The organism is Candidatus Thiodiazotropha sp. AKAK3 (assembly GCF_058244645.1).
The window spans coordinates 111,359-131,827 of the sequence record NZ_JBSYOQ010000077.1 but is presented as its reverse complement, the minus strand read 5'-3'; the positions used below and the strand labels follow the sequence as shown (position 1 = coordinate 131,827).

17 protein-coding genes are annotated in these 20,469 nt (G+C 42.2%); 15 read left to right on the top strand and 2 right to left on the bottom strand.

All coding sequences use genetic code 11. The features are described from left to right. Nucleotides 1-48: 48 nt before the first annotated feature. From thrC to AC4IE7_RS20795, 11 genes are all read left to right on the top strand, one after another. Complete coding sequence (thrC, locus tag AC4IE7_RS20845; protein ID WP_490778806.1) at nucleotides 49-1,191, top strand: threonine synthase; 1,143 nt, start codon at nucleotides 49-51, stop codon at nucleotides 1,189-1,191. A 43-nt stretch (nucleotides 1,192-1,234) separates the two neighbouring features. Continuing rightward, the gene (locus AC4IE7_RS20840; RefSeq protein WP_490778805.1) at nucleotides 1,235-2,254 is read left to right on the top strand and encodes a hypothetical protein; all 1,020 of its coding nucleotides are present in this window, start codon (nucleotides 1,235-1,237) and stop codon (nucleotides 2,252-2,254) included. Between the two features lie 62 nt (nucleotides 2,255-2,316). Next, entirely contained in the window at nucleotides 2,317-3,852 is a 1,536-nt protein-coding gene (locus AC4IE7_RS20835; protein ID WP_490778804.1) for an exosortase C-terminal domain/associated protein EpsI, read from the top strand. Between the two features lie 53 nt (nucleotides 3,853-3,905). After that, nucleotides 3,906-4,796: an XrtA system polysaccharide deacetylase gene (locus tag AC4IE7_RS20830; protein ID WP_490778803.1), complete on the top strand. Its 891-nt coding sequence runs from the start codon at nucleotides 3,906-3,908 to the stop codon at nucleotides 4,794-4,796. A 16-nt stretch (nucleotides 4,797-4,812) separates the two neighbouring features. Further along, on the top strand, nucleotides 4,813-5,424 hold the full coding sequence (locus AC4IE7_RS20825; protein ID WP_490778802.1) for an arsenate reductase/protein-tyrosine-phosphatase family protein: 612 nt from the start codon (nucleotides 4,813-4,815) through the stop codon (nucleotides 5,422-5,424). Then, nucleotides 5,421-6,329 carry a hypothetical protein gene (locus AC4IE7_RS20820; protein WP_490778801.1) on the top strand — a complete coding sequence of 303 codons (909 nt, stop codon included), beginning with the start codon at nucleotides 5,421-5,423 and terminating at the stop codon, nucleotides 6,327-6,329. Before AC4IE7_RS20825 ends, AC4IE7_RS20820 begins: the two co-directional genes overlap by 4 nt. A 14-nt stretch (nucleotides 6,330-6,343) precedes the next feature. Continuing rightward, a complete protein-coding gene (locus tag AC4IE7_RS20815) occupies nucleotides 6,344-7,765 on the top strand; it encodes an MBOAT family O-acyltransferase (protein ID WP_490778800.1) in 1,422 nt (473 codons plus the stop codon). A gap of 30 nt (nucleotides 7,766-7,795) precedes the next feature. Beyond that, nucleotides 7,796-8,611, top strand: a complete 816-nt coding sequence (locus AC4IE7_RS20810; RefSeq protein ID WP_490778799.1) for a serine aminopeptidase domain-containing protein — start codon at nucleotides 7,796-7,798, stop codon at nucleotides 8,609-8,611. A gap of 2 nt (nucleotides 8,612-8,613) precedes the next feature. Further along, entirely contained in the window at nucleotides 8,614-9,579 is a 966-nt protein-coding gene (locus AC4IE7_RS20805) for an alpha/beta hydrolase family protein (RefSeq protein WP_490778798.1), read from the top strand. Between the two features lie 434 nt (nucleotides 9,580-10,013). Beyond that, complete coding sequence (locus tag AC4IE7_RS20800; RefSeq protein WP_490778797.1) at nucleotides 10,014-10,823, top strand: hypothetical protein; 810 nt, start codon at nucleotides 10,014-10,016, stop codon at nucleotides 10,821-10,823. A 435-nt stretch (nucleotides 10,824-11,258) separates the two neighbouring features. After that, the gene (locus tag AC4IE7_RS20795) at nucleotides 11,259-12,380 is read left to right on the top strand and encodes a glycosyltransferase family 4 protein (protein ID WP_490778796.1); all 1,122 of its coding nucleotides are present in this window, start codon (nucleotides 11,259-11,261) and stop codon (nucleotides 12,378-12,380) included. 90 nt (nucleotides 12,381-12,470) lie between these two features. Here the strand turns inward: AC4IE7_RS20795 and AC4IE7_RS20790 are convergent, their stop codons facing one another. Then, nucleotides 12,471-13,856: a ribulose-bisphosphate carboxylase gene (locus tag AC4IE7_RS20790; RefSeq protein WP_490778795.1), complete on the bottom strand. Its 1,386-nt coding sequence runs from the start codon at nucleotides 13,854-13,856 to the stop codon at nucleotides 12,471-12,473. Nucleotides 13,857-14,278: 422 nt separating this feature from the next. On the opposite strand from AC4IE7_RS20790, the gene phnD reads away from it, so the two are divergent. Continuing rightward, entirely contained in the window at nucleotides 14,279-15,181 is a 903-nt protein-coding gene (phnD, locus tag AC4IE7_RS20785) for a phosphate/phosphite/phosphonate ABC transporter substrate-binding protein (RefSeq protein WP_490778794.1), read from the top strand. Between the two features lie 89 nt (nucleotides 15,182-15,270). Next, nucleotides 15,271-17,760 carry an EAL domain-containing protein gene (locus AC4IE7_RS20780; protein WP_490778793.1) on the top strand — a complete coding sequence of 830 codons (2,490 nt, stop codon included), beginning with the start codon at nucleotides 15,271-15,273 and terminating at the stop codon, nucleotides 17,758-17,760. A gap of 409 nt (nucleotides 17,761-18,169) precedes the next feature. Here AC4IE7_RS20780 and AC4IE7_RS20775 read toward each other — a convergent pair whose 3' ends face one another. Further along, nucleotides 18,170-19,240, bottom strand: coding sequence for a GGDEF domain-containing protein (locus tag AC4IE7_RS20775; RefSeq protein ID WP_490778792.1), 1,071 nt, complete (start codon nucleotides 19,238-19,240; stop codon nucleotides 18,170-18,172). A gap of 420 nt (nucleotides 19,241-19,660) precedes the next feature. On the opposite strand from AC4IE7_RS20775, the gene AC4IE7_RS20770 reads away from it, so the two are divergent. Further along, the gene (locus AC4IE7_RS20770; protein WP_490778791.1) at nucleotides 19,661-19,963 is read left to right on the top strand and encodes a hypothetical protein; all 303 of its coding nucleotides are present in this window, start codon (nucleotides 19,661-19,663) and stop codon (nucleotides 19,961-19,963) included. Next, nucleotides 19,956-20,426, top strand: coding sequence for a hypothetical protein (locus tag AC4IE7_RS20765; RefSeq protein ID WP_490778790.1), 471 nt, complete (start codon nucleotides 19,956-19,958; stop codon nucleotides 20,424-20,426). The genes AC4IE7_RS20770 and AC4IE7_RS20765 overlap by 8 nt, the downstream gene beginning before the upstream one ends. The last annotated feature ends 43 nt before the right edge of the window (nucleotides 20,427-20,469 follow it).

Genomic DNA, 20,469 nt, shown 5'->3' with positions numbered 1-20,469 from the left:
ATTCTGGCTCCGTGACATTTAGAAAAAAGATTTTTGAGGTTAAATATCATGCCATTCCGTCCCAGATACACTGGATTGATCGACCGCTACCGTGACCGACTGCCTGTGCATGATGACACTCGGATCATCAGTCTGGGTGAGGGCAACACACCACTCATACGCCTGCATAATATTCCTGATCAGTTGGGTAAGGATGTGGAGATCTATGTTAAGTATGAAGGACTGAATCCAACGGGTTCCTTCAAGGATAGAGGGATGACCATGGCGGTCACCAAAGCGGTGGAAGAGGGCAGTAAGGCGATTATCTGTGCCTCAACAGGAAACACCTCTGCAGCTGCAGCTGCTTACGCCGCCAGGGCAGGCATCACAGCCTTTGTGTTGATCCCCGACGGCAAAATTGCCATGGGTAAAATGGCCCAGGCTATGATGTATGGCGCCATTACAATTCAGATCAGGGGTAACTTCGACGATGGAATGCAGCTTGTTAAAGATGTTGCAGAACATGCGCCGGTTACTATCGTCAACTCGATCAATCCCTACCGGCTGCAGGGTCAGAAAACAGCAGCTTTCGAAATTGTTGAAGAGCTGGGTCATGCGCCTGACTTTCATTGTCTTCCAGTCGGTAATGCCGGCAATATAACAGCGCACTGGATCGGTTATTGCGAATATAGCTGTACCAGCGGGGAAAAGGTCACGGATGCCTGTGCATATTGTGGCGGTCAATGTAAATTTGCAGGCGGTGCCATTACCGGGAAGCGACCTAAAATGGTTGGCTATCAGGCAGCAGGTTCTGCACCATTTATGCGGGGTGGGCCGGTGAAGGATCCGGAGACTGTAGCCACTGCAATTCGTATCGGTAATCCTCAGTCGTGGGAACAGGCCTGGAAGGTACAGGATGAGTCAGGTGGATGGTTTGATGAGTGCTCTGATGAAGAGATACTCGCAGCTCAAAAACTGCTGGCAGAGAATGAAGGGGTTTTTTGCGAACCTGCGTCTGCGACATCCCTGGCAGGTGCTATGCGTGATGTAAAATCGGGCAAGATACCCGAAGGCTCCAGTATTGTCTGTACCCTTACCGGCAATGGTCTGAAGGATCCTGATACTGCGATTGAGCAGTCAACCTCTCCTGTCATAACCATTGATGCTGATCTTGATGCAGTCAAGCATTCGATATTTGATAACATGGTCTGAGCTTAGTTAGAACGAGGTGCCAGCTCCGGGCGAATGCCATAAAATGGGCAGACAAATAGACCTGTTGATACCAGGTTTGTTCTGGGATACAGCGATCAGGCAACTCAAAGATCGGGACTATCGGCCGAAAAATATTGAGCGTGCACTTAGTAAGGCAGGGTTATCACCTTTTCCTGGCCTGGATCTGACTGATACCCTTTTTCAGCTGTTTGGCATAACAGCTGAAGAGGGCCATGATTTACCGGCAGGAGCAGTGACCCTCCATGGAGGGCAGGCGGCGTCTGATGATGGTTGCTGGGCACTGGCAACCCCTGTTCATCTGCTGGCGGATAGAGACAGGTTGATATTGATTCGACTGGCTTCGCAATCCATTCAAGATGATTATGCAGAGCATTTGATCGCCCAATTTAATGCCCATTTCAAGGGTGATGGCATGCTCTTGAGCCAGGTCACACCAAGTCAGTGGTGTATGAAACTATCCAGAACGCCGGATATATCGACATCAAGTATGGAATCAGTGGCAGGTCGCCATATCGAATCTTACCTGCCAGCCGGTGGAGATGCTGCAGTTTGGCGGAAGTTTCTAAATGAGACACAGATGCTCTTTTTTCAAGATGAAATGAGCCAGCAAAAAATGCTCTCCGGTGAACCTTATGTTAATGCAGTCTGGGTCTCTGGCATTGGAAGTTGCCCAACAGTGGTATCTGACTACGCAGCTTTGTATGGTTCACACTCACTACTAGCCGGTTTTGCAAAGCTGGGTCAGATACCAAACTACGGTTTACCAGGGGATCTTTCAGAAATCCTGCGTCAGGATGGGCCTACCGCCATTTTGATATCAGAATTACTTGAGGCGGAGCTTGATGCTGATTTACTTGGCTGGGAAGAGGCATTGACTACAATTGATACGCGTCTTTCCAGGCTTTTTGAAATGGTTGATATCGGTAAAGATCGAGTCACGATATTCAGTTGTCAGGGGCAGAGCTATTCTGTTCGGAAGAGATATCCACTCATGGATCTGTTTAAAAGGGACAAGAGTCTATTTCAGTTAGTGAATGAATAGTCATCGATGAATTGCAAGCTTCACAGTGGATGTTGAAGTATTAACTAGAGATGTCAAAAAATATGACGACACGAGAGATGGCCGGTGATCATATTCTAACAGGAATAGTTCTGTTTTCCTGTCTGGTTATATTGACACTGGTTTACCATCAGACTGCAGTCAGTCTTTACCTGACCTGGACAGCTGAAAACAGTCTGCAGTCCCATGGTCTTTTGTTATTACCACTATCATCCTACCTGCTGTTTCGTGAGTGGTATTCGCGACGTCAAACTCTGGAAATTCGCTTCAGACCCCTTTTTCTTATTGCGCTGCTGATTCTCTCTGTGATTTGGTTGATGTCTGAGATTGCTCAGGTACAAGTGGCATCTCAAATTCTACTGATATTGGTATTGTGCATCACTGTTTTTGCCCTGTTCGGTATTCGTGAATCGAAAACACTGGCATTTCCCATTCTCATACTACTAAGTGCAACATCGGTGTGGTCGGTTCTCTCGCAGCCGCTTCAACAACCCACTGCCATATTGGTCAATCAGTTACTACATTTGACGGGATATACCTCATTTCAGGAATCGTACTTCATTACTATCCCGGAGGGGATATTTGAAGTAGGGGATACCTGCAGTGGATTGCGTTACCAGATTGCAGCAATAACCCTGGCTCTTATATATGCATTCTTTTCCCAATATTCATTAGCTATCAGTCTACTGTATGTCTTGATGGCATCGCTGATTGCTTTTATATCGAATAGCATTAGAATTTTTATTGTCGTTCTCTCTGGTCACTACACCAATATGACGCACAGTTTACTGGAAGACCATATTTGGCTGGGTTGGGTTGTATTTGTAATCTGCTACGCCAGTTTTATGTACGCCACAGTTTTAGTTGAAAAAAGGGTGTTGCCTGAGACTGAAGATGAGCCTGGCAAGCAGACTGACGTGGGGGTTCGAGCGGGCTCAGCTTCCTACAGTAAAATTTTAGTGATTTCAAGTGCATTGCTACTATGTGCGAGTATCGGTCCGCTATATAGTGCTATTACAGAAAAGAGCCTACAGCCACAGCTCACGAATAAGGTAATATTGAATTTCAAAGGATTGACGCATAATCCGATTGATGAGACTGGTAAATGGAGTCCAGCATGGGTAAATGCCGATTCTGAAACCCGCGCCAGTTATAGTATTCAGGGAAAAGGTATCGATTTTTACTCTGCCTACTACGCCTATCAAGAGCAAGGGAAAGAGGCGGTTAATGATCTCAATCGGGCCTATAATAGTGAGATATGGCAAGCGAAACATCGCTTGGATAGAGAGATAAATTTTGATAATCACCGCAAACTGATAGTCTTGGAAGAGGTGATTACCGACATAAAAGGTAATGAAAGGATAGTCTGGAGCTGGTATTACATTGGTGGCTATGTCTCTTCAAGTAAGCTGCAAAGTAAGTGGCATGGTATTCTCGCAGGATTGAAAGGTAAAAGTAATGCCGCAGTGATTGTCCTGTCGACGAAGAGAGAAGGGGATGGTGTTGCAGAACGGGCTGCTATGCAGGAATTTATCAATCAAACTATTAACGAGATAGAAAATCACTATTCTGAGCAGTGAAAGTAAAGATGGTTTTCTTACATAAGAGCATCGGTTGGGAATTATGAAAAACAATGACGCGAAAAGCTATAGAAAATAGTATGGCTATAGGAGATAAATTGATTAATGCGATCACCGTGGATGTAGAGGACTACTACCAGGTATCCGCATTTAATAAGCAAGTTCAAAAAGAGCAGTGGGAGAGTTTTGAGTCGCGCGTTTTTAACAATACTCACCGAATACTGAAAATTTTTGATGATAAGAAAATCAAAGGGACTTTTTTTGTGCTTGGCTGGGTTGCTGAGCGAAATCAGAAACTGATTAGAGAGATTCATGATCTTGGTCATGAAGTTGCATGTCACGGATACAGCCACGATCTGGTTTACAAGCAAACACCGGAACAGTTTTTAGAAGAGACCAGCAAATCAAAAAAGATTCTTGAAGATATTATTGGTACAAGCGTAAATGGCTATCGAGCAGCGAGCTACTCGATAACATCAAAATCCCTATGGGCCTTGGATATACTGGCTGAATGTGGGTTTACCTACGATTCGAGTATTTTCCCGATCATGCACGACCGTTATGGGATACCAGGGGCTGATACCAAGCCACACATCAGCCAAACCGATAAAGGGAATAAAATTGTAGAATTTCCATTGTCAACCGTAGGTGTTCTCAATCGCAGGTTTCCTGTCAGCGGAGGGGGGTACTTCAGATTATTTCCCTATTGGCTCTCTAAGGCTGGTCTGCGGCGGGTCAACAAACATGACAATGTACCCTTTATTTTCTATATGCATCCGTGGGAGATAGATGAGGGGCAGCCAAAAATTAAATCCAGCATGCTTTCTGAGTTCAGGCACTATAACAATATTGATAAGTTTGAAACGAGGCTGCTTAAATTAATTGATGACTTTGAATTTTCAACCGTCTCAGATGTTCTGCAACGTCTCGATTTTATTGTCTAGATGAGATTTGGCTGATATGAGCGAAACAAAGCCAATCATAATTCGGATATGGCAAGCTATTCAGAGAAGGATTCGTCATCAGCGAATCCTGTTTTTTGCAAGACGTAGCAGCAGTGCCGCAATATCGTCTGTTAAGCAGCTGGATAGGGTGCTTGTGCTTTGTTACGGGAATATCTATAGAAGTCCATTGGTTGAATACCTGTTGAGACGACAGTTAGCCGGTGAAAAAGTTGAGTTAAAATCTGCCGGTTTTCATGAAAAAGATGGTAGGAGCTGTGTAGAAGAGTATCTGGGTTTGCTCTCTAAACGAGGTTACGACTTGACTGCCCACCGGTCATCTAGAGTAACCCATGATGATATAGAATGGGCTGATGTGATCGTCATCATGGACCGCAAAAACTGGGATTTGATGAAACAGATGGATCAATCAGCAATACAAAAAATCATTTGGGTGGGTGGTTTTACCAACAATATGTCTGTAGAGGTCGTAGACCCGTATGGCTTAGGGGTGGAGGCAACTGAAAAAGTCATTTCACAGTTGGAAATAGGTGCAGGTGACATAGCCAATAAGATTGTTGAAAAGCGCTCATCCTTAAGTAGTCACATCAGGGTAGGTGGTAGTGCATGAAGATTAACAGTAATCACGTTGTCTTTATTGCAATAATTGCAAGCGTGCTATTGCTGGAAGTTGGCATTCGAATCTTTGAGAACAATTTATCAGGCAATCTGAACCATATAAACGAAATTCCAGACATAGTTGGGCAGTACAAAGAAGATCAACGACCGAAAATTCTCTTTCTCGGTAACTCGCTGATAAATGAGTCTGTGGACGTGAATCAACTCAGCAAAAGCTTATCTGATCAATATATGGTGGATAAGATAACACCTGACGCAACCTCATTATGGGATTGGAACATGATTATGAAGAATCAAGTTTTCGCCTCAGAGGTCAAGCTGGACTATCTGGTTATCGGCTTTGCATGGGGACTGTTATCGGATCAATACCAACCAAACCCGAGTCGCTTGGGTGGCTATTTTTCTGAGTTGAGTGATGGGATATTGCTTAAAAAGTACGGTATGGATACTTTTGCGCAATTTTCTGAATTTCTATTAGGTTCACTATCAAAACTTTTTGTAAATAGAGAAGCTGTAAGAAATAAAGTACTTGTCAATCTTGTTCCCCACTACGAACAATTTGTCAGAGCACAAAATCAGGCAGGTAGACCGGATGATGTGAATGTCGCAGAACAAGAGCAGTACAATTCCGCTCAATACAAGATTATTAATAGCCTTCTCGATCGCCTTGATGAAGATGGTGTGAAGCTGATCATACTATCCATGCCTATTGAAGATGACTATTCTGTGCCACCGGAATTAACAGATCTGTTGAACTCTCGTGCATATAAATATATAGACTATCGAAAATATTTTAGGGGTACAGATGGGGTCTATAAGGATGGAGTGCATCTGAATGATAAGGGTAGGACGTTGTTTACCGCTGAACTTAAGCAATACTTCAGTCAGGATATATGAGCGGATTATAGAGAATGTTATTTAACAGCTATATATTCTGGGCATTTTTTGCAGTAGTTATTACACTATATTTTCGTCTGCCCCATAAATATCAAAACCGTATGCTATTAGTCGCTAGTTATATTTTCTACGGCTATTGGGACTACAGGTTTTTGTCACTGATATTTATTTCTACTGTCGTTGATTATTTTGTTGCTTTAAAAATAGCGGGTAGCAATGATGCGAAGTATCGAAAACATTTTTTACTACTTTCGATTTGTACTAATTTAGGATTTCTAGGTTTCTTCAAATATTACAATTTCTTTTCAAATGAGTTCGCAACCATGTTGTCCTCGTTTGGAATGGATGTAAGTCTGCCTGTCCTTAATATCATATTGCCTGTTGGTATCTCTTTTTATACATTTCAGACACTTAGTTACACCATAGATACCTATAGAAAGAAAGTAGAACCGACAGATAAATTTCTTGATTTTGCCCTCTACGTCTCTTTCTTTCCTCAACTGGTAGCTGGCCCCATTGAGAGAGCAAGTCATCTTTTACCGCAAGTAATCAATGTTCGAAAAGTTCAGGGTAATGCCTTTTCAGAGGGATTGTTTCTTGTTGCTTCTGGTATGTTTAAGAAGATTATTATCGCTGACAACATGGCGCCAATCGTCAACTCAATCTTCTCTAAGCCAACCTCGGAATTGACTGGATTTGAAGTCTTGATCGGACTCTATGCCTTTGCATTTCAGATATATGGGGATTTTTCCGGATATTCATCAATTGCTAAAGGTATCGCCAGGTGGATGGGTTTCGAGTTGATGTGGAATTTTAGAAATCCCTATTTTTCAACTTCACCAAGTGATTTCTGGTCACGCTGGCATATTAGCCTCTCTACATGGATAAGAGACTATATCTATATTCCATTAGGTGGTGGCAGACTGGGAAATTTTCTGACTTTTCGAAATCTGGTATTGACCATGTTTTTAGGTGGTCTTTGGCATGGTGCAGGTTGGACTTTTGTATTCTGGGGACTGTTTCATGGTGCGATTCTAGTCGCTTACCATGCAATTGAGGCAAGTAAAGGTAAAGGCTACTTTACAGAGCAGACTAGCCTTGCAAAGCACATATTTTTTGTGGTTGTGATGTTCCATTTAACCTGTATCAGTTGGCTGCTGTTCAGAGCGGAGTCAATGCAACAGGTTACTGATATGCTATACCTTATGGTATCTGACTATCGCATCACTGATTTTTCAATTTATGCATTGGTCAATATCATCTTTTTCGCTACACCCCTGATGCTCTTTGAATATATAACAGAACGAAAAAATGACCTTCTTTACCTGGTGTCAGCACGTCCTGCTATAAAATATATCTCTTATCTCTATATGGCTATTATGTTGCTGTTTTTTGTACCACTTCAAAAACAGGTATTCATATACTTCCAATTTTGATCTCTTTATCCTGGATTCCAGAACAACCTTATGAATGAAAAACTAACACTACTTGAAAAGGATGGAGAACGTATTTTTACCGTAGAACACCATCCGCAAGAGAGTAAACCTGAGAGAGCATATATTTTTGTACACCCATTTGCTGAAGAGAAGCTTTGGAGCCACAGAGTTTATGTCTCAACTGCAAGAGCCTTCTGTGATAAGGGGGTGTTTGTAGCGCGTTTCGATTTTAGGGGACATGGAGATAGTGATGGCGAATTTCTTGACTCATCATTAGAGGGGCATATCTCAGATCTCAATAGTGTCATAGATCATGTTAAATCAATATGTCCATCCGCCACTACTATCGGTTTACTCGGTTTAAGGCTAGGCGGAACAATCGCTGTCATTACTGCAGAATCAAGAGATGATATTGATGAGTTGATCCTTTGGGATCCAGTCCTTAGTGGCGATAGGTATATGCAAGAAATATTAAGAAGTAATCTTGCTGCTCAAATGGCAGTGAAAGGTAAAGTCGAGATAACTCGCGACGACCTGATTGAGCAGATGAAGTCAGGTCAGCCAATTAACATTGAAGGCTACTATCTTAGATACCCCTATTTTGAAGAACTCTCATCAATTGATCTTGTAAAACTGGACTATCCTGATCGTATGCGCTGTTGTTTGCTTCAAATTGTTAGAAACCCAAAGCAGCCATTTAATAAACAGTATCAAGCCTATATTGAGAAATTTTCCGGTAATTCAATCATCGATAAAGCACATGAAGAGCAGTTCTGGAAAGAGATCAAAACCTTTTATAACAAGGCTGATAATCTCGTAAATCGATCATTAGAATGGTTAGAATAAAGATGCAAACGACGCCAGTTATATTTGAAAATCGAGATGGTTATAAATTATTTGGAGTGCTGGAGAAGCCTGATACGGTAGAAAGCAGCGTAACAGTCCTTCTATTGTCACCAGGTATAAAGATGCGTGTCGGGCCGCACCGTCTATATAATAAACTTTCCAAAAAACTTGTTGATCTTGGTGTTAATGTATTCAGGTTTGATTTTTACGGTCTGGGTGACTCTGAAGGTGATATAGATGAGTCTGTTTTGGTCAATGTTTACAATAGTATCCAGGATGGAAGATTTGTAAACGATACTGTCGATGCAATTGACTGGTTGGAAAAAGAGCAAGCCCAGTCTCAGTTCATACTCGGCGGCCTCTGCGGTGGTGCTATAACAGGGCTTCTTACTGGCTGCGACGATGATAGAGTCACAGGACTGCTTGCACTTGGCCTGATCAATGTATTTGAAGGTGGTGAAGATAATTTCAGTAAATTCGTTACAGAAGGTCATCTTTCATCATTAAAAGAGGGGTATATCAAAAAACTGACAGATTTTGATTCTTGGAAGAGATTACTCTCCTTTAAAAGTGATTACCGGTTAATCCTGAAAATACTAGTTAAGCCTTTTAGAAAAATAGTCAATAGCATCAAAAAAAGTGTAGAAAAAGACGATACTTCCGTGCTGACAATACCAAAAGAGCTGGAAGGTAGTAATGTTAATCCAAAGTTTGCACCTGCATTTTTTAAGATGCTGACAACTTCAAAAAAAATGTTGCTGATTTTCAGTGGTGCTGACAGATTACTGTGGGAGTTTGAGGAAAAGTTCGAATCCCACTATACAAAAAAGCTAAAACCCTACACATCGCAATATGAAGTCATAACCATTCCTCAGGCTAACCATATTCTGGGCCTCAAGGAGTGGGAAGACGAGATGCATGCTCATGTCGAGATCTGGATGAAACAATACTATCCGCTCAAATCGTAAACTGTGAAATGGTATTTCAACACTACTGTAACTTTAAAGTGGTGAGTGGCAGATGAAGGTGGTCTTACCACGAAAAGTGTCTCTTTAGTCGCAGTTTCATTTTCTCGCTATACTTTGAAATAATCATATAAAACAAAGGGATAGGGGTTATTGTCCGTTTTGCCCCCGGGATATCTGACTTGGTTCACACACAATACTCACCAAATCAACTAAAATTATGTTTGAATTAGGTCTAAGTATATTTAGGATTCAGGGTGTTTTTTCGGCCTATCCTTAAAGGTAGGTTTTTAGGGTGAGTGAATCGGTGTAGGAATAATATTCCTATAATATCCGCCGGCAATTATTAATTGACGATCAATTCTCATAATAATTCTGCTGGACTATGTAATCTTAGATTCTGTTAATCGATACAATTGGATTATTGAGATCGTAAGATGAAAACCTCAAACATTATATTAACTTCTCTGTTACTACTCCTTTCCAGTTCGGTCTATTCCGCACAAGGACTTCCTTTTACTACCTCATTTGAGAGTGGTGATCTAAGTGATTGGTTTTGGGGAAATCACTCGAACACCACTGTAATCAATACCCCCGATGCATTTGATGGAAACTACTGTGCACAGATGGACTATAGTGCGACTGAGAATTGGGATAATTACATGGACTACTATTTTGGTGACCATGTAACCATTTCATCACATACTCAGGGTGAGGCGGCAAATGAACTGTGGTTGAAATTCAGCGTTAAATACGCGGCTCAGGGAACGCCCAGCAATAAGCAGAAATTAGCACTGGTAAACTTTACCAACGGCCAGGATAACCAACGACGCTATCAGGTTATTATCTACAGTTATCTCGGTGAGTACGGTATTGAGCATAGCTATATTGACAGTTGGCGTTTTTTCTTGCTTCCGCAGAACGTTGGTGGCGCTGCGAGCCCTGTCAGGCCTGGCCAATGGGATACCCTCAAAGTCTATTTCAGGAACAATACGCCAGGCGCCTCAGATGGCATCGTCAGAATGTGGATCAATGGTGAACTTAAGCTAGAGCATACCAATGTAAATCTCAGAGAGTCTACCAATTTCAATCCCAACAAGCTGATAATGTCCAGCTGGAATAATGTGGATATGACGAGTGAAAATGGCACGCTTTATCAGGATGACTACTATCTTGGTGAGGTAGACCCTGATGCCGGTACTCCGGTAAATGCACCACCGTCCCCTCCTGTGCTTCTCAATCAGTAACTGCTTCTTATCTTTCTCATGATCGCCAGGCTAAGCTTGGCGGTCATGAGTTCACTTCAAATACCTGTTTCTATTATGGGTCAGCTGTAGCACCCTTCGACTCATATCAACCTATTCATCAAAACTAAACGACAAACCGCAACTTAAGACTTTTGCGCAATTTTTAGGCCCATCTTTGGTCGTTAGATACAACCACCACAGCGTTTTTTACACCATTCTGCATAGGCTCCAAATCACTATTCGAGAGGAGCTTCTTGGCTATTCGCCAGAATGGGGTAATAATGGAGTGTTATATAGTGTCGTGGCTACAGCCTCTATAAACATAATTTATTAACCCGGCTGAAAGCGAACTGTTTCATCAGCGGGTTAATAGTATGTCGATATTATTTTTATCGGGGTTTTAGCTTCATTGAGTCTGTGGAGCGTGTAGAAGATATGTGTAGTGCAGAAAACCGAAAAAAAAGCATACTGATTACCATTTCAGCAATTACGGGAGGTGGGGCTGAGCACGTCGTAGAGCATCTATGCAATACATTGGATAGTAGTAAATATGATATCCACTGCGGCTACTTTAAGGAGAGAGGAGAGCGTGGTGATGCCTTGGCAGCAAATGGCGTAAACGTTGTTCGCTTGACTGATAGTGACGAGTCAAAAACAGACTATTTCAGTTTTCTCAAGATGAGAAAGTATTGTAAAGAGCATGATATACAACTAGTTCATGCTCACGATATACATGCTATGGTTAATGGCGCATTAATGAAGTTGACCATGCCCAGTATTAAGCTGCTCTACACTTTTCACTTTGGAAATTATCCAAATATCGATAAGAATAAGTACTATTTCGAGAAGGTTTTCACCAAAATTCCAGACCAACTCATTGCCGTGGGTACCCGGCAAGCGAGTCAAATATCACGCACTTACAACATTCCTGAGAAAAGAATCAAGACTATTTACAATGGTGTACACGACTATTCGGAGACGAAACAGCCTACAGAGGGTGTTGAAAGCGGTGACAAGATTACATTTGGCTCACTAAGTACACTTACCACCCAAAAGGGCATAGAGATATTGATCGATGCTGTTGAGATGCTTAATGAGAAGCACCCTGAGAAGTTTTCCATGGTAATTGTGGGAGATGGTGAACTGAAAGATAAATTAAAAGCGCTCTCTAAGGAAAAGAATCTTGATAATGTAATCACTTTCGCAGGTTGGGTGCGCGATGCAAACATCAATATGCTTCCAGATTTTGATGTATTCGTACAGAGTTCAAAGTGGGAAGCGATGTCAGTCGTTATTCTAGAGGCGATGTCTGCCAGTAAACCAATTGTGGCAACAAACGTGGGTGAAAATCATGTGGTATTGGAAAATGAGAAGTCAGCCTTAATTGTCCCACCCAATGACCCCAGGCAGCTTGCTGATGCTATGGAGCGAGTGCTTGAAGATAAGGCGCTAAGGGATAGATTGGGTGCGAACGCCAGGCAGCGGTTTGGGGATAATTATACCGTTGAAAAAATGGCAGAGAATTACGATCGTCTGTTCTCTGACATGCTTGTGTGATATCTATTAAGGAATCTGCTCTATTCATGCAGAAAGAAAAAAGCCCCCTTGCGGGGGCTTGAAAATGCCAGTTGACTCACTAGGGTGTGCTTATTTGTGCACGCCCAGCTTTTCGCGCCAGCCTGGGAAAATCGCATCTGCATCAAGAGGGAAGGACTCGAAAGCACGAGCAAATTCTTTGTGCTCTTTCGCCCATTCGATTGGGTCAGCACCAGCCTTCCAGCACTCATACGCCTGACGCAATGAAGTGGCGCCAGCTGCAGGGCTATCAATGTGACCGTAAGAGCCGCCGCCAGCAGTGTTGATTACATTGCCATGTCCGAGGTTTTCAAAGAAACCTGGAAGGCGAAGGGCATTCATGCCACCGGAGATGATTGGAGTGGTAGGTTTCATGCCATACCATTTCTGGTTATAAGCTGGACCTTGATACTCATCACGCTCAATGATGTAAGCAATTGCACGGTCATCCTTATCGCCTTCCATTTTTCCGTAGCCCATGGTTCCAACATGGATACCGGACGCACCCTGCAATCTTGACATTTTAGCCAGTACATAAGCAGTGTAACCACGCTTGGCACTAGGGGAGGTAACCGCACCATGGCCAGCACGATGATAGTGGAGATACTGGTTGGGGAAATAACGACGTGCAGTGGTAACCATTCCTGGGCCGCCTACATAACCGTCAACGAGGAAGGCAACTTTGTCGGCATCAGCACCGAATGCTTCGAGGATGAATTCACCACGAGCTATCATTTCGGCGTGATCATCAGCAGTAATGTTGGCAGAGAAGAGCTTAGCTTCGCCAGTTTCATCCATGGCGCGTTTCATTGCGTCATAGACTAATGGGTAGACTTTGCGAGCTGGGCAGAAAACCTGGTTACCCTGAGGCTCATCATTTTTAATAAAGTCGCCACCCAGCCAGAACTGGTAAGCTGCTGATGCAAATGGTTCAGGACGCAGGCCAAGTTTTGGTTTGATGATGGTTCCGGAAATATAGCCGCCATCAACAACAGGGCGACCCAGGATGCGCCACAGGTCTGAGATGTCTTTTGCAGGACCATCAAACAGCTGAATGGCACGAGGTGGCATGAAGAAGTCATACATTTTTGCATGTTCAACATCACCCATGCCTTGGTTGTTACCAATGGTCAGGGTCAGGAAAGAGACCAGCATCATGCGTCCATCTGTGATATTGCGATCGAACAGATCAATGGGGTATGCAATACGCATCTCTTCGGAAGCTTCGTCAATTAGATAGACTAATGCATCGACGCCTTTGGTGAAGTCATCAGTGGTGGAGACTTCAACATTAGTACCAGTAGAAGATTCTGCTGCGAAGTGAGCTGCAACTTCTAAAAAGCCGTAGCCGCTTTTAGGCTTCATTTTATAAGCACAAAGGATGTGCTGACCGCCTGCAATTAAATCCTCTTCCTTCAAACTCAGGTCTGAGTAACGCGATGATTGGTCTAATGCCATTAATCTGCTCCAAATAATTGAATTATTAACGAAATATTTCCGATTTAAACTCTATATCCCAGTTAAATATAGGGAATTGGCTGCAAACCTTACAGTCTGTAGGTATATAAGTAAACAAAAATAAGCTGATTGAAACCATAAGTAAATACTTATGGTTATCTCTTTTTTATCTGAATATCAGATCCGAAGAAAGATATGCGGGTAGAGTGCTTGTTTTCAGCCAGGATTAACCTAGTCTTCATTATGTAAGGATGAAGATGTGTGGGAGGAGTGAAGCAAGTTACCTGTTTCTATCCTGAAGCAGAAATAAATAGAATAACTACTGTCTTCAGCTTGTCACGATTAAAAATCTCATCTCAAGGCGGATATATTCCAGGGAATCAGATATTACAGGTGGATATTGATTCTTTCATAGTGGTTCAATGCAAATCGCAGGCGTTTGTGCCATGAGTAAGACCAATAAGTTTGTGTCGTTGTTTTTTTGCTTTGCCAGAGTGGGTCTTCTCATCTCGGCCTTGGCTCCAGCGTTTGCAGTTACTTCCGAAGTATTGGTGCTCGGCGTACACCCATATCGCCCGCATAGTGAACTTGAACTGATGTTCCAGCCGATGGCTGATTTCCTGAGTCAGCAGATCGAGCGGAAGATTGAAGTCCGTATTGGCGATTCATATCAATCCCATCACGATGCCATCATTAATGGTGACGTTGATATTGCTTATATTGGTCCCTCTCTGTTTGTTAGTGTGTTCGATGAACATGTAGATATTCCGGTGTTGGCCAGATTAGAGGTTAATGGCAAGCCAACGTTTATAGGAAAGATCATTGTTAGGGAGAGTAGTGGATTTCATAAGCTCGAGGATCTAAAAAAGCACCGTTTCGCTTTTGGCAGCCCTTCGTCAACTATGAGTCATTTGGTGCCAAGACAAATGTTACATGATGAAGGCATCGATATTGATGATTTTTCCGGACACCATTTTTACAACAACCACAACAATGTTGCGTTGGCTGTATTGGCAGGTGATGCTGATGCAGGGGCTGTAAAAGAGGCTATCTATGAAAAGTATAGAGAGCGTGGAATTGTTGCTATAGGAGACACCGCGGAAGTATCTGAACACTTATTTATCGCATCTACGAAATTGGATCCCCAGATTCTCAGGAAATTGAAGTATGCAATGCTTAGCCTGAATCAAGATAATCCATCTACATCTTCAGTGTTGAAACCGATAAAACAGACGGCTACTGCTCTGGTTGATGCTAGCTCGAAAGATTATCAAGGATTACGGGATATTTTGAATGCACTTCGGAGTCGAGGTGTTAAATGGTAAATGAATCCAGACGTAGATCATCATTTTTCACTGTCACTATTTCCACAATAATATTTATGTGTTTACTGATTGGTGCGATTGGTGTTTTTGTGAGCCACCAACATGATCATCATATTGGCATCACAAAAGCTTTGGCTGAAGGGCAAATGGAAGTTATCTCCTTTATCACAAAAGAGGAGTTACAAAAAGGTAACTACGACTCTTTAGCGCTACTTTTTAAACAGTGGGCTGTTCAATATATAGAGATTGATGAAGTTGAGCTGGTATCGAAAAACGGTTTTATGATAGCGGGCTATGGTCCACTGAAGCCATCTGTTCGACGCTATATTCTGAATAGAGAAATCACATATTCATATCGAGGAAGAGCAAACCTGCTGCTGGCCTACAGCCTTGAAGGCGCATACAAAATGACCAATGATTTGATATTTCAGATGGTCATTGCAGGGTTAAGCATCTCGTCTGTTTTTGGTTTGCTTATTTTTCAATTCGCTTCTCGAAGGCAGGAAGCTGATCTGCTTAGCAATATGGTGGATGAGTTACAGGATGCTGAGTCCAGAAATAAACGCTTGGCTGCCTATCCTCGAGCTAACCCGAACCCCATTGCTGCTTATGATCTAAATGGAAATGAGATCTTTTGTAATCCTGCATTCACCAGATTAATAGGTCTTTTACACGCAGATGACAGTGGAGTTGTTTTACCTGAGAATCATCGAGAGATACTTGCAAGAATGGGGCAGGGTGAGCATCAACTCTATGCGGAAGTAGATGCAGGCTATAAGCATCTACTTCTCCACTATCAATGGATAGACCTGGTGAAAGAGGTCTACGTCTATATACAGGATATTACGGCCCTGAGACTGGCAGAGCAGGCATTGATAGATGAGCGAAATCAGGCGCGTACTACACTCTCATCCATTGCTGATGCGGTTGTGACGACTGATACCAGCGGTCGAATAGTTTACCTCAATGAGTCAGCAGAAAATATTATCAAGCAGGATTCAGATAAAATTATCGGTAAGCGATTTGAGAATATATTTATATTAATGGATGAAGATAATAAAACACCAATAGTTAATTCACTTCTTCAGGCTCAACTCAATAAGTCAGATACTGTATTCAGTACACAGGCTATTTTAGCGCTCACAGATGGGGATACGCTGAATGTAAGTGTTACTGCGACCTCTATTATCAGTCGGGAGAGTCAAAGCTCAGGTGTAGTGGTCGTCATACGGGATGTTACTCGAGAAAAACGTCTACAAGAGGAGTTGTATCGCCAAGCCAGTCACGACAACCTTACAGCCCTGATGAATCGAAATGCATTTGAGACACACCTCGAATTGGCGCTTGAGTCAGCACATGGCAGGGGGCATGAACATATCCTTTGCTTCATGGATTTGGACCAATTCAAGGTTGTGAATGATACCTGTGGGCATGTGGCGGGTGATGAGTTATTGCGCCAGATTGCAACAATTATGCGAAAACATTTTCGTGGAAGTGATGTGTTGGCGAGGATTGGTGGAGATGAGTTTGGTTCTATACTGAGTGATTGTCCGCTTGCGATGGCGCTGGAACGTGTAGATCGGCTTCGTAATGAAGTACATGAGCATACATTTACCTGGGAAGGCCACAGTTTCAGAGTTAGCATAAGTATAGGTGTAGTTCAGATAGATCAATACAGTGAGAGCGCCTCAATATTGATGAGTTCAGTTGATTCAGCTTGCTATTCCGCTAAAGATGAAGGCAGAAATTGCGTCCATGTTTATGAGCAAGATAGGGACTCCTCGAAGCGGTTATTAGGGCAAATGCAATGGGTTTCGCAGATAAATAGTGCATTGGAAGAGGAGAGGTTGTTGCTTTATGTACAACCTATAGTTGACCTGCATAGTGTTGGTTTAGAGACAAAAGCTGTAGAGATACTGGTCAGAATGAGATCGCAAGATGGTGAATTGATACCACCTGGCGCATTCCTTCCTTCAGCTGAGCGTTACGACTTGATAGATCGTATTGACTATTGGGTTATCGAACAAGTTATGCGTCTCTTGATGAAATCAAAAGCAGAGTATCCTGATTGTTTTATAAATATATCTGGCGCGACATTAAGTCGTAAAAAACTCTCTTTTATTCTTAAGGGTCTATTCAAAAAATATGAAATTAATCCACGAAAACTGATTTTTGAAGTAACAGAAACAGCTGCAATTCAGAATTTATCGAGTGCTTTGACAATGATTCATGATTTGCGGGAGATCGGTTGTCGTTTTGCGCTGGATGACTTTGGCTCGGGCCTCTCATCGTTTGCATACCTTAAGAGCCTACCGGTAGATTATCTAAAAATTGACGGTATGTTTGTTAAGGATATGCATACAAACCCTGTAGACAGGGGTATGGTGGAAGCGATTAAGACTGTTGCTGACACTATGAAACTGACAACAATCGCAGAATTTGTTGAAGATAGTGCAATTCTGGTCGAGCTGCAGCGCATAGGTATCGATTTAGGTCAGGGATTCAGTATCGCAAAGCCCAGACCAATCGAAGAGTATCTTGCAGAGTTACATGACCAAAACAATATTATCTGGCTTTAGCTATATGGCTACATATTAGGCCAACCCTGGCAAAGGGAAATAATTCCCACGAAAGTAGAAGACAATCACGATGAAATTCATTGTGATTGTCAGGCTACTGCATAATAAATCTTAGTTAACCAGCTTATGGTACATCTGGCGACTAGCTTGACCAATCACAAGAAAGAGGATGAAGGAGATGCTAAGAGCTGAAAGGATTGCTGCGATGCTTGCCAGACCAATGCCTAGCCAAGTTAAAGTATCCATTTTAATGATCCTGAGTTACTGCTGACAGGTAGAGTGCAGAAGCTTATCATTATATTTGCATAGATGAATAGAGTAAGTTGTTATTATTTGACATGGTCGTCAGTTATTTTGATATATGTCAATTAGACATTGATTAATATGGTGGTTCTTAAAATATAAAGCCCTATAGGCAGATAATTGAACCTTTCTGTTTTTTAGCCAAATACATCTTCCTGTCTGCTCTTCTGATCAATTCGTCGATTTCGATGGTTTCACCAGGCACTATTTCAGTTATTCCTATACTTAATGAGTGCTCTGGGTATTTGCTGGAAAACTTTTCGATTATCCTTTTGCAAATATTATTTGCATTACCAATATTGCAATCTGGCAGAACCAGACAAAATTCGTCACCACCGTATCGACATGCAACATCAATATCTCTTACGCAGCATTTGAGTACCTTGCTTGTATATTTCAGAATTTCATCGCCTTTTACATGCCCTTGCTTATCATTGATCTGTTTAAAATCGTCGATATCAAGATAGACTAAAGAGAGTTTTGATTCCCGTCTTCTTGATACGGATAGCTCTCTATTGAGTATGTCCTGCATTGCCCTGCGATTGTGTATGCCTGTAAGGGCATCAAGTTTTGCCAGTTCTTCGAGTTGTTTTGTTCTCTCTGCAACTTTACCTTCAAGGCTTTCTGCATATAGTTCGGTCTTTCTTTTTTCTATTTCAATCTCTTCTACCAGGCTGGCAATATAAGTATCAAACACCAGTGTTGTATCAAAATAGAACAGGCTCTCTAAAATATTTAAAGTAGACTTCAATGTCTCACTATTATCTATATTGTTTTGTAGAGTCCTTTCTATTAACTCTTTTAAACTTTTTACTGCAGAGAGATAGAGTTTGGGTTCTACGCCTATGTGTTTGTGAACCAGGCCGATTCTCAATCTATTATTGACATATTCGGCGCCATATTCGCCAGAGAACATGTCAATCACATATTTACGCTGGGCATTCCGCAGACGTATCAATGTATCGGCGTCTCCGATCAGAAGAGAAATTTCATCAATTTCTGTCTGTTTTTCGTAAAATTCGTTGACTATTTCATCTATATTCTCTTCTATCAGATATCTATAACCAGATAGAAGTTTCAATGCTTCAGGGCTTAGATTCAATAGCCCCATACGCTGGTTAATTTCACTATCTGTAATATGCATTTGTTCCAGCAAGGTTGTATCGGTACGTCGCATGTTTGTCACGCTGCTATCTTAAGTATTAGAAGATATAGAATATTCGATAAATTAATCACTCTTTCATTCCCTTCCATTCATACATATAGCTATCATGGATATATAATACTAGCCAGGTTAATTGTATTATTAACCCGACTGAAGATGGCTATTGAGGTTCCGGGTTAATAACTTGCCAATATAGATCAAATAGATCACACTTTAACACTGTAAAAGCTACCCTTTTATTATTAGGTGTTTACTGAATCATTTTTGAGTTTGGTAACTATTAACCCGGCGACTAAGTATGTGGTCTTCAGGCTTGAAATCCCTAACAATATGATTTTTAAAAAGGCAGACACACTTCGGCTGAAGACAACATACTTAGTCGCCGGGTTAATAATGTAGTGAGTCTCAACAAATATGTGCGGATAACACGATATGGCAGTTAGAAAATATGAAGGCATACATAATGATCCAAAAGGAGCGATGAATCCTACCGGTAATATTATTCGTGATGCCTGGGTATTCGGTCTGATCCCGGAAACTGAGACCTGTGAAGGATGGACGGTGCAGGGTATTGAAGCACTCTACGATAAGGTCACAACTGAGTGGGAAAAATATGGCCACTTAGTATCAAATCTGCCCCCTGATCTGGCAGAACGGCACGGCCGTATCTATCAGCAGGCAATTTCAAATGCCAAGGAAAAGGGGTGGGACCCGGAATTGGGTGAGGATGATTGAGGTCCTTGTGGCTGAAGGTATTAGTGAAATATTTTTTCGTCCTGATGAGTTGGCTTGTGAGCGCCTCACCATACCTGCGCCACTCTATAACCAATGCAGGCTGATGCTGACTCGTTGTCAGAACGAGCACATTTTTGTACCAATTCGATCAATGCAAATTCAAGCTGTGATTGATATGGAGGAGGTTATATTTGTCGACAACCTTGCCTATGCAGTCAGGGACGGAGAGGGTGGCAAGCTGATTCGTTTGGCTTGGAAGTTTCGCAGAGATAAGGAGAGAGAGAGTTTAACGGAACCTGCGCAAATAGACCTGATCTACTACGATGAGACGGCTCGGGAGCTGCATGTCAGATTGATAGGTGAATTCAAAAAGGCACTCGACCTAATGTTGCAACGCGCTAAAGAGGATGGGTGCCAACCTAGAGAAAAAAGGGTTTTGCCGTTTGACAGACAAAAAAACTAAGTTCTGCTAATCGAGAGTAACTCTCGATGCTCGATAGCACACT

What these genes read in the sequence shown, in the direction of transcription:
- AC4IE7_RS20820 (WP_490778801.1), top strand. Translation starts at nt 5,421, where the DNA reads ATGAAGATTAACAGTAATCACGTTGTCTTTATTGCAATAATTGCAAGC.
- AC4IE7_RS20835 (WP_490778804.1), top strand. Translation starts at nt 2,317, where the DNA reads ATGACGACACGAGAGATGGCCGGTGATCATATTCTAACAGGAATAGTT.
- AC4IE7_RS20840 (WP_490778805.1), top strand. Translation starts at nt 1,235, where the DNA reads ATGGGCAGACAAATAGACCTGTTGATACCAGGTTTGTTCTGGGATACA.
- AC4IE7_RS20825 (WP_490778802.1), top strand. Translation starts at nt 4,813, where the DNA reads ATGAGCGAAACAAAGCCAATCATAATTCGGATATGGCAAGCTATTCAG.
- AC4IE7_RS20770 (WP_490778791.1), top strand. Translation starts at nt 19,661, where the DNA reads ATGGCAGTTAGAAAATATGAAGGCATACATAATGATCCAAAAGGAGCG.
- AC4IE7_RS20775 (WP_490778792.1), bottom strand. Translation starts at nt 19,240, where the DNA reads ATGCGACGTACCGATACAACCTTGCTGGAACAAATGCATATTACAGAT.
- phnD (WP_490778794.1), top strand. Translation starts at nt 14,279, where the DNA reads ATGCAAATCGCAGGCGTTTGTGCCATGAGTAAGACCAATAAGTTTGTG.
- AC4IE7_RS20790 (WP_490778795.1), bottom strand. Translation starts at nt 13,856, where the DNA reads ATGGCATTAGACCAATCATCGCGTTACTCAGACCTGAGTTTGAAGGAA.
- AC4IE7_RS20765 (WP_490778790.1), top strand. Translation starts at nt 19,956, where the DNA reads ATGATTGAGGTCCTTGTGGCTGAAGGTATTAGTGAAATATTTTTTCGT.
- AC4IE7_RS20830 (WP_490778803.1), top strand. Translation starts at nt 3,906, where the DNA reads ATGACGCGAAAAGCTATAGAAAATAGTATGGCTATAGGAGATAAATTG.
- AC4IE7_RS20815 (WP_490778800.1), top strand. Translation starts at nt 6,344, where the DNA reads ATGTTATTTAACAGCTATATATTCTGGGCATTTTTTGCAGTAGTTATT.
- AC4IE7_RS20800 (WP_490778797.1), top strand. Translation starts at nt 10,014, where the DNA reads ATGAAAACCTCAAACATTATATTAACTTCTCTGTTACTACTCCTTTCC.
- AC4IE7_RS20795 (WP_490778796.1), top strand. Translation starts at nt 11,259, where the DNA reads ATGTGTAGTGCAGAAAACCGAAAAAAAAGCATACTGATTACCATTTCA.
- AC4IE7_RS20810 (WP_490778799.1), top strand. Translation starts at nt 7,796, where the DNA reads ATGAATGAAAAACTAACACTACTTGAAAAGGATGGAGAACGTATTTTT.
- AC4IE7_RS20805 (WP_490778798.1), top strand. Translation starts at nt 8,614, where the DNA reads ATGCAAACGACGCCAGTTATATTTGAAAATCGAGATGGTTATAAATTA.
- thrC (WP_490778806.1), top strand. Translation starts at nt 49, where the DNA reads ATGCCATTCCGTCCCAGATACACTGGATTGATCGACCGCTACCGTGAC.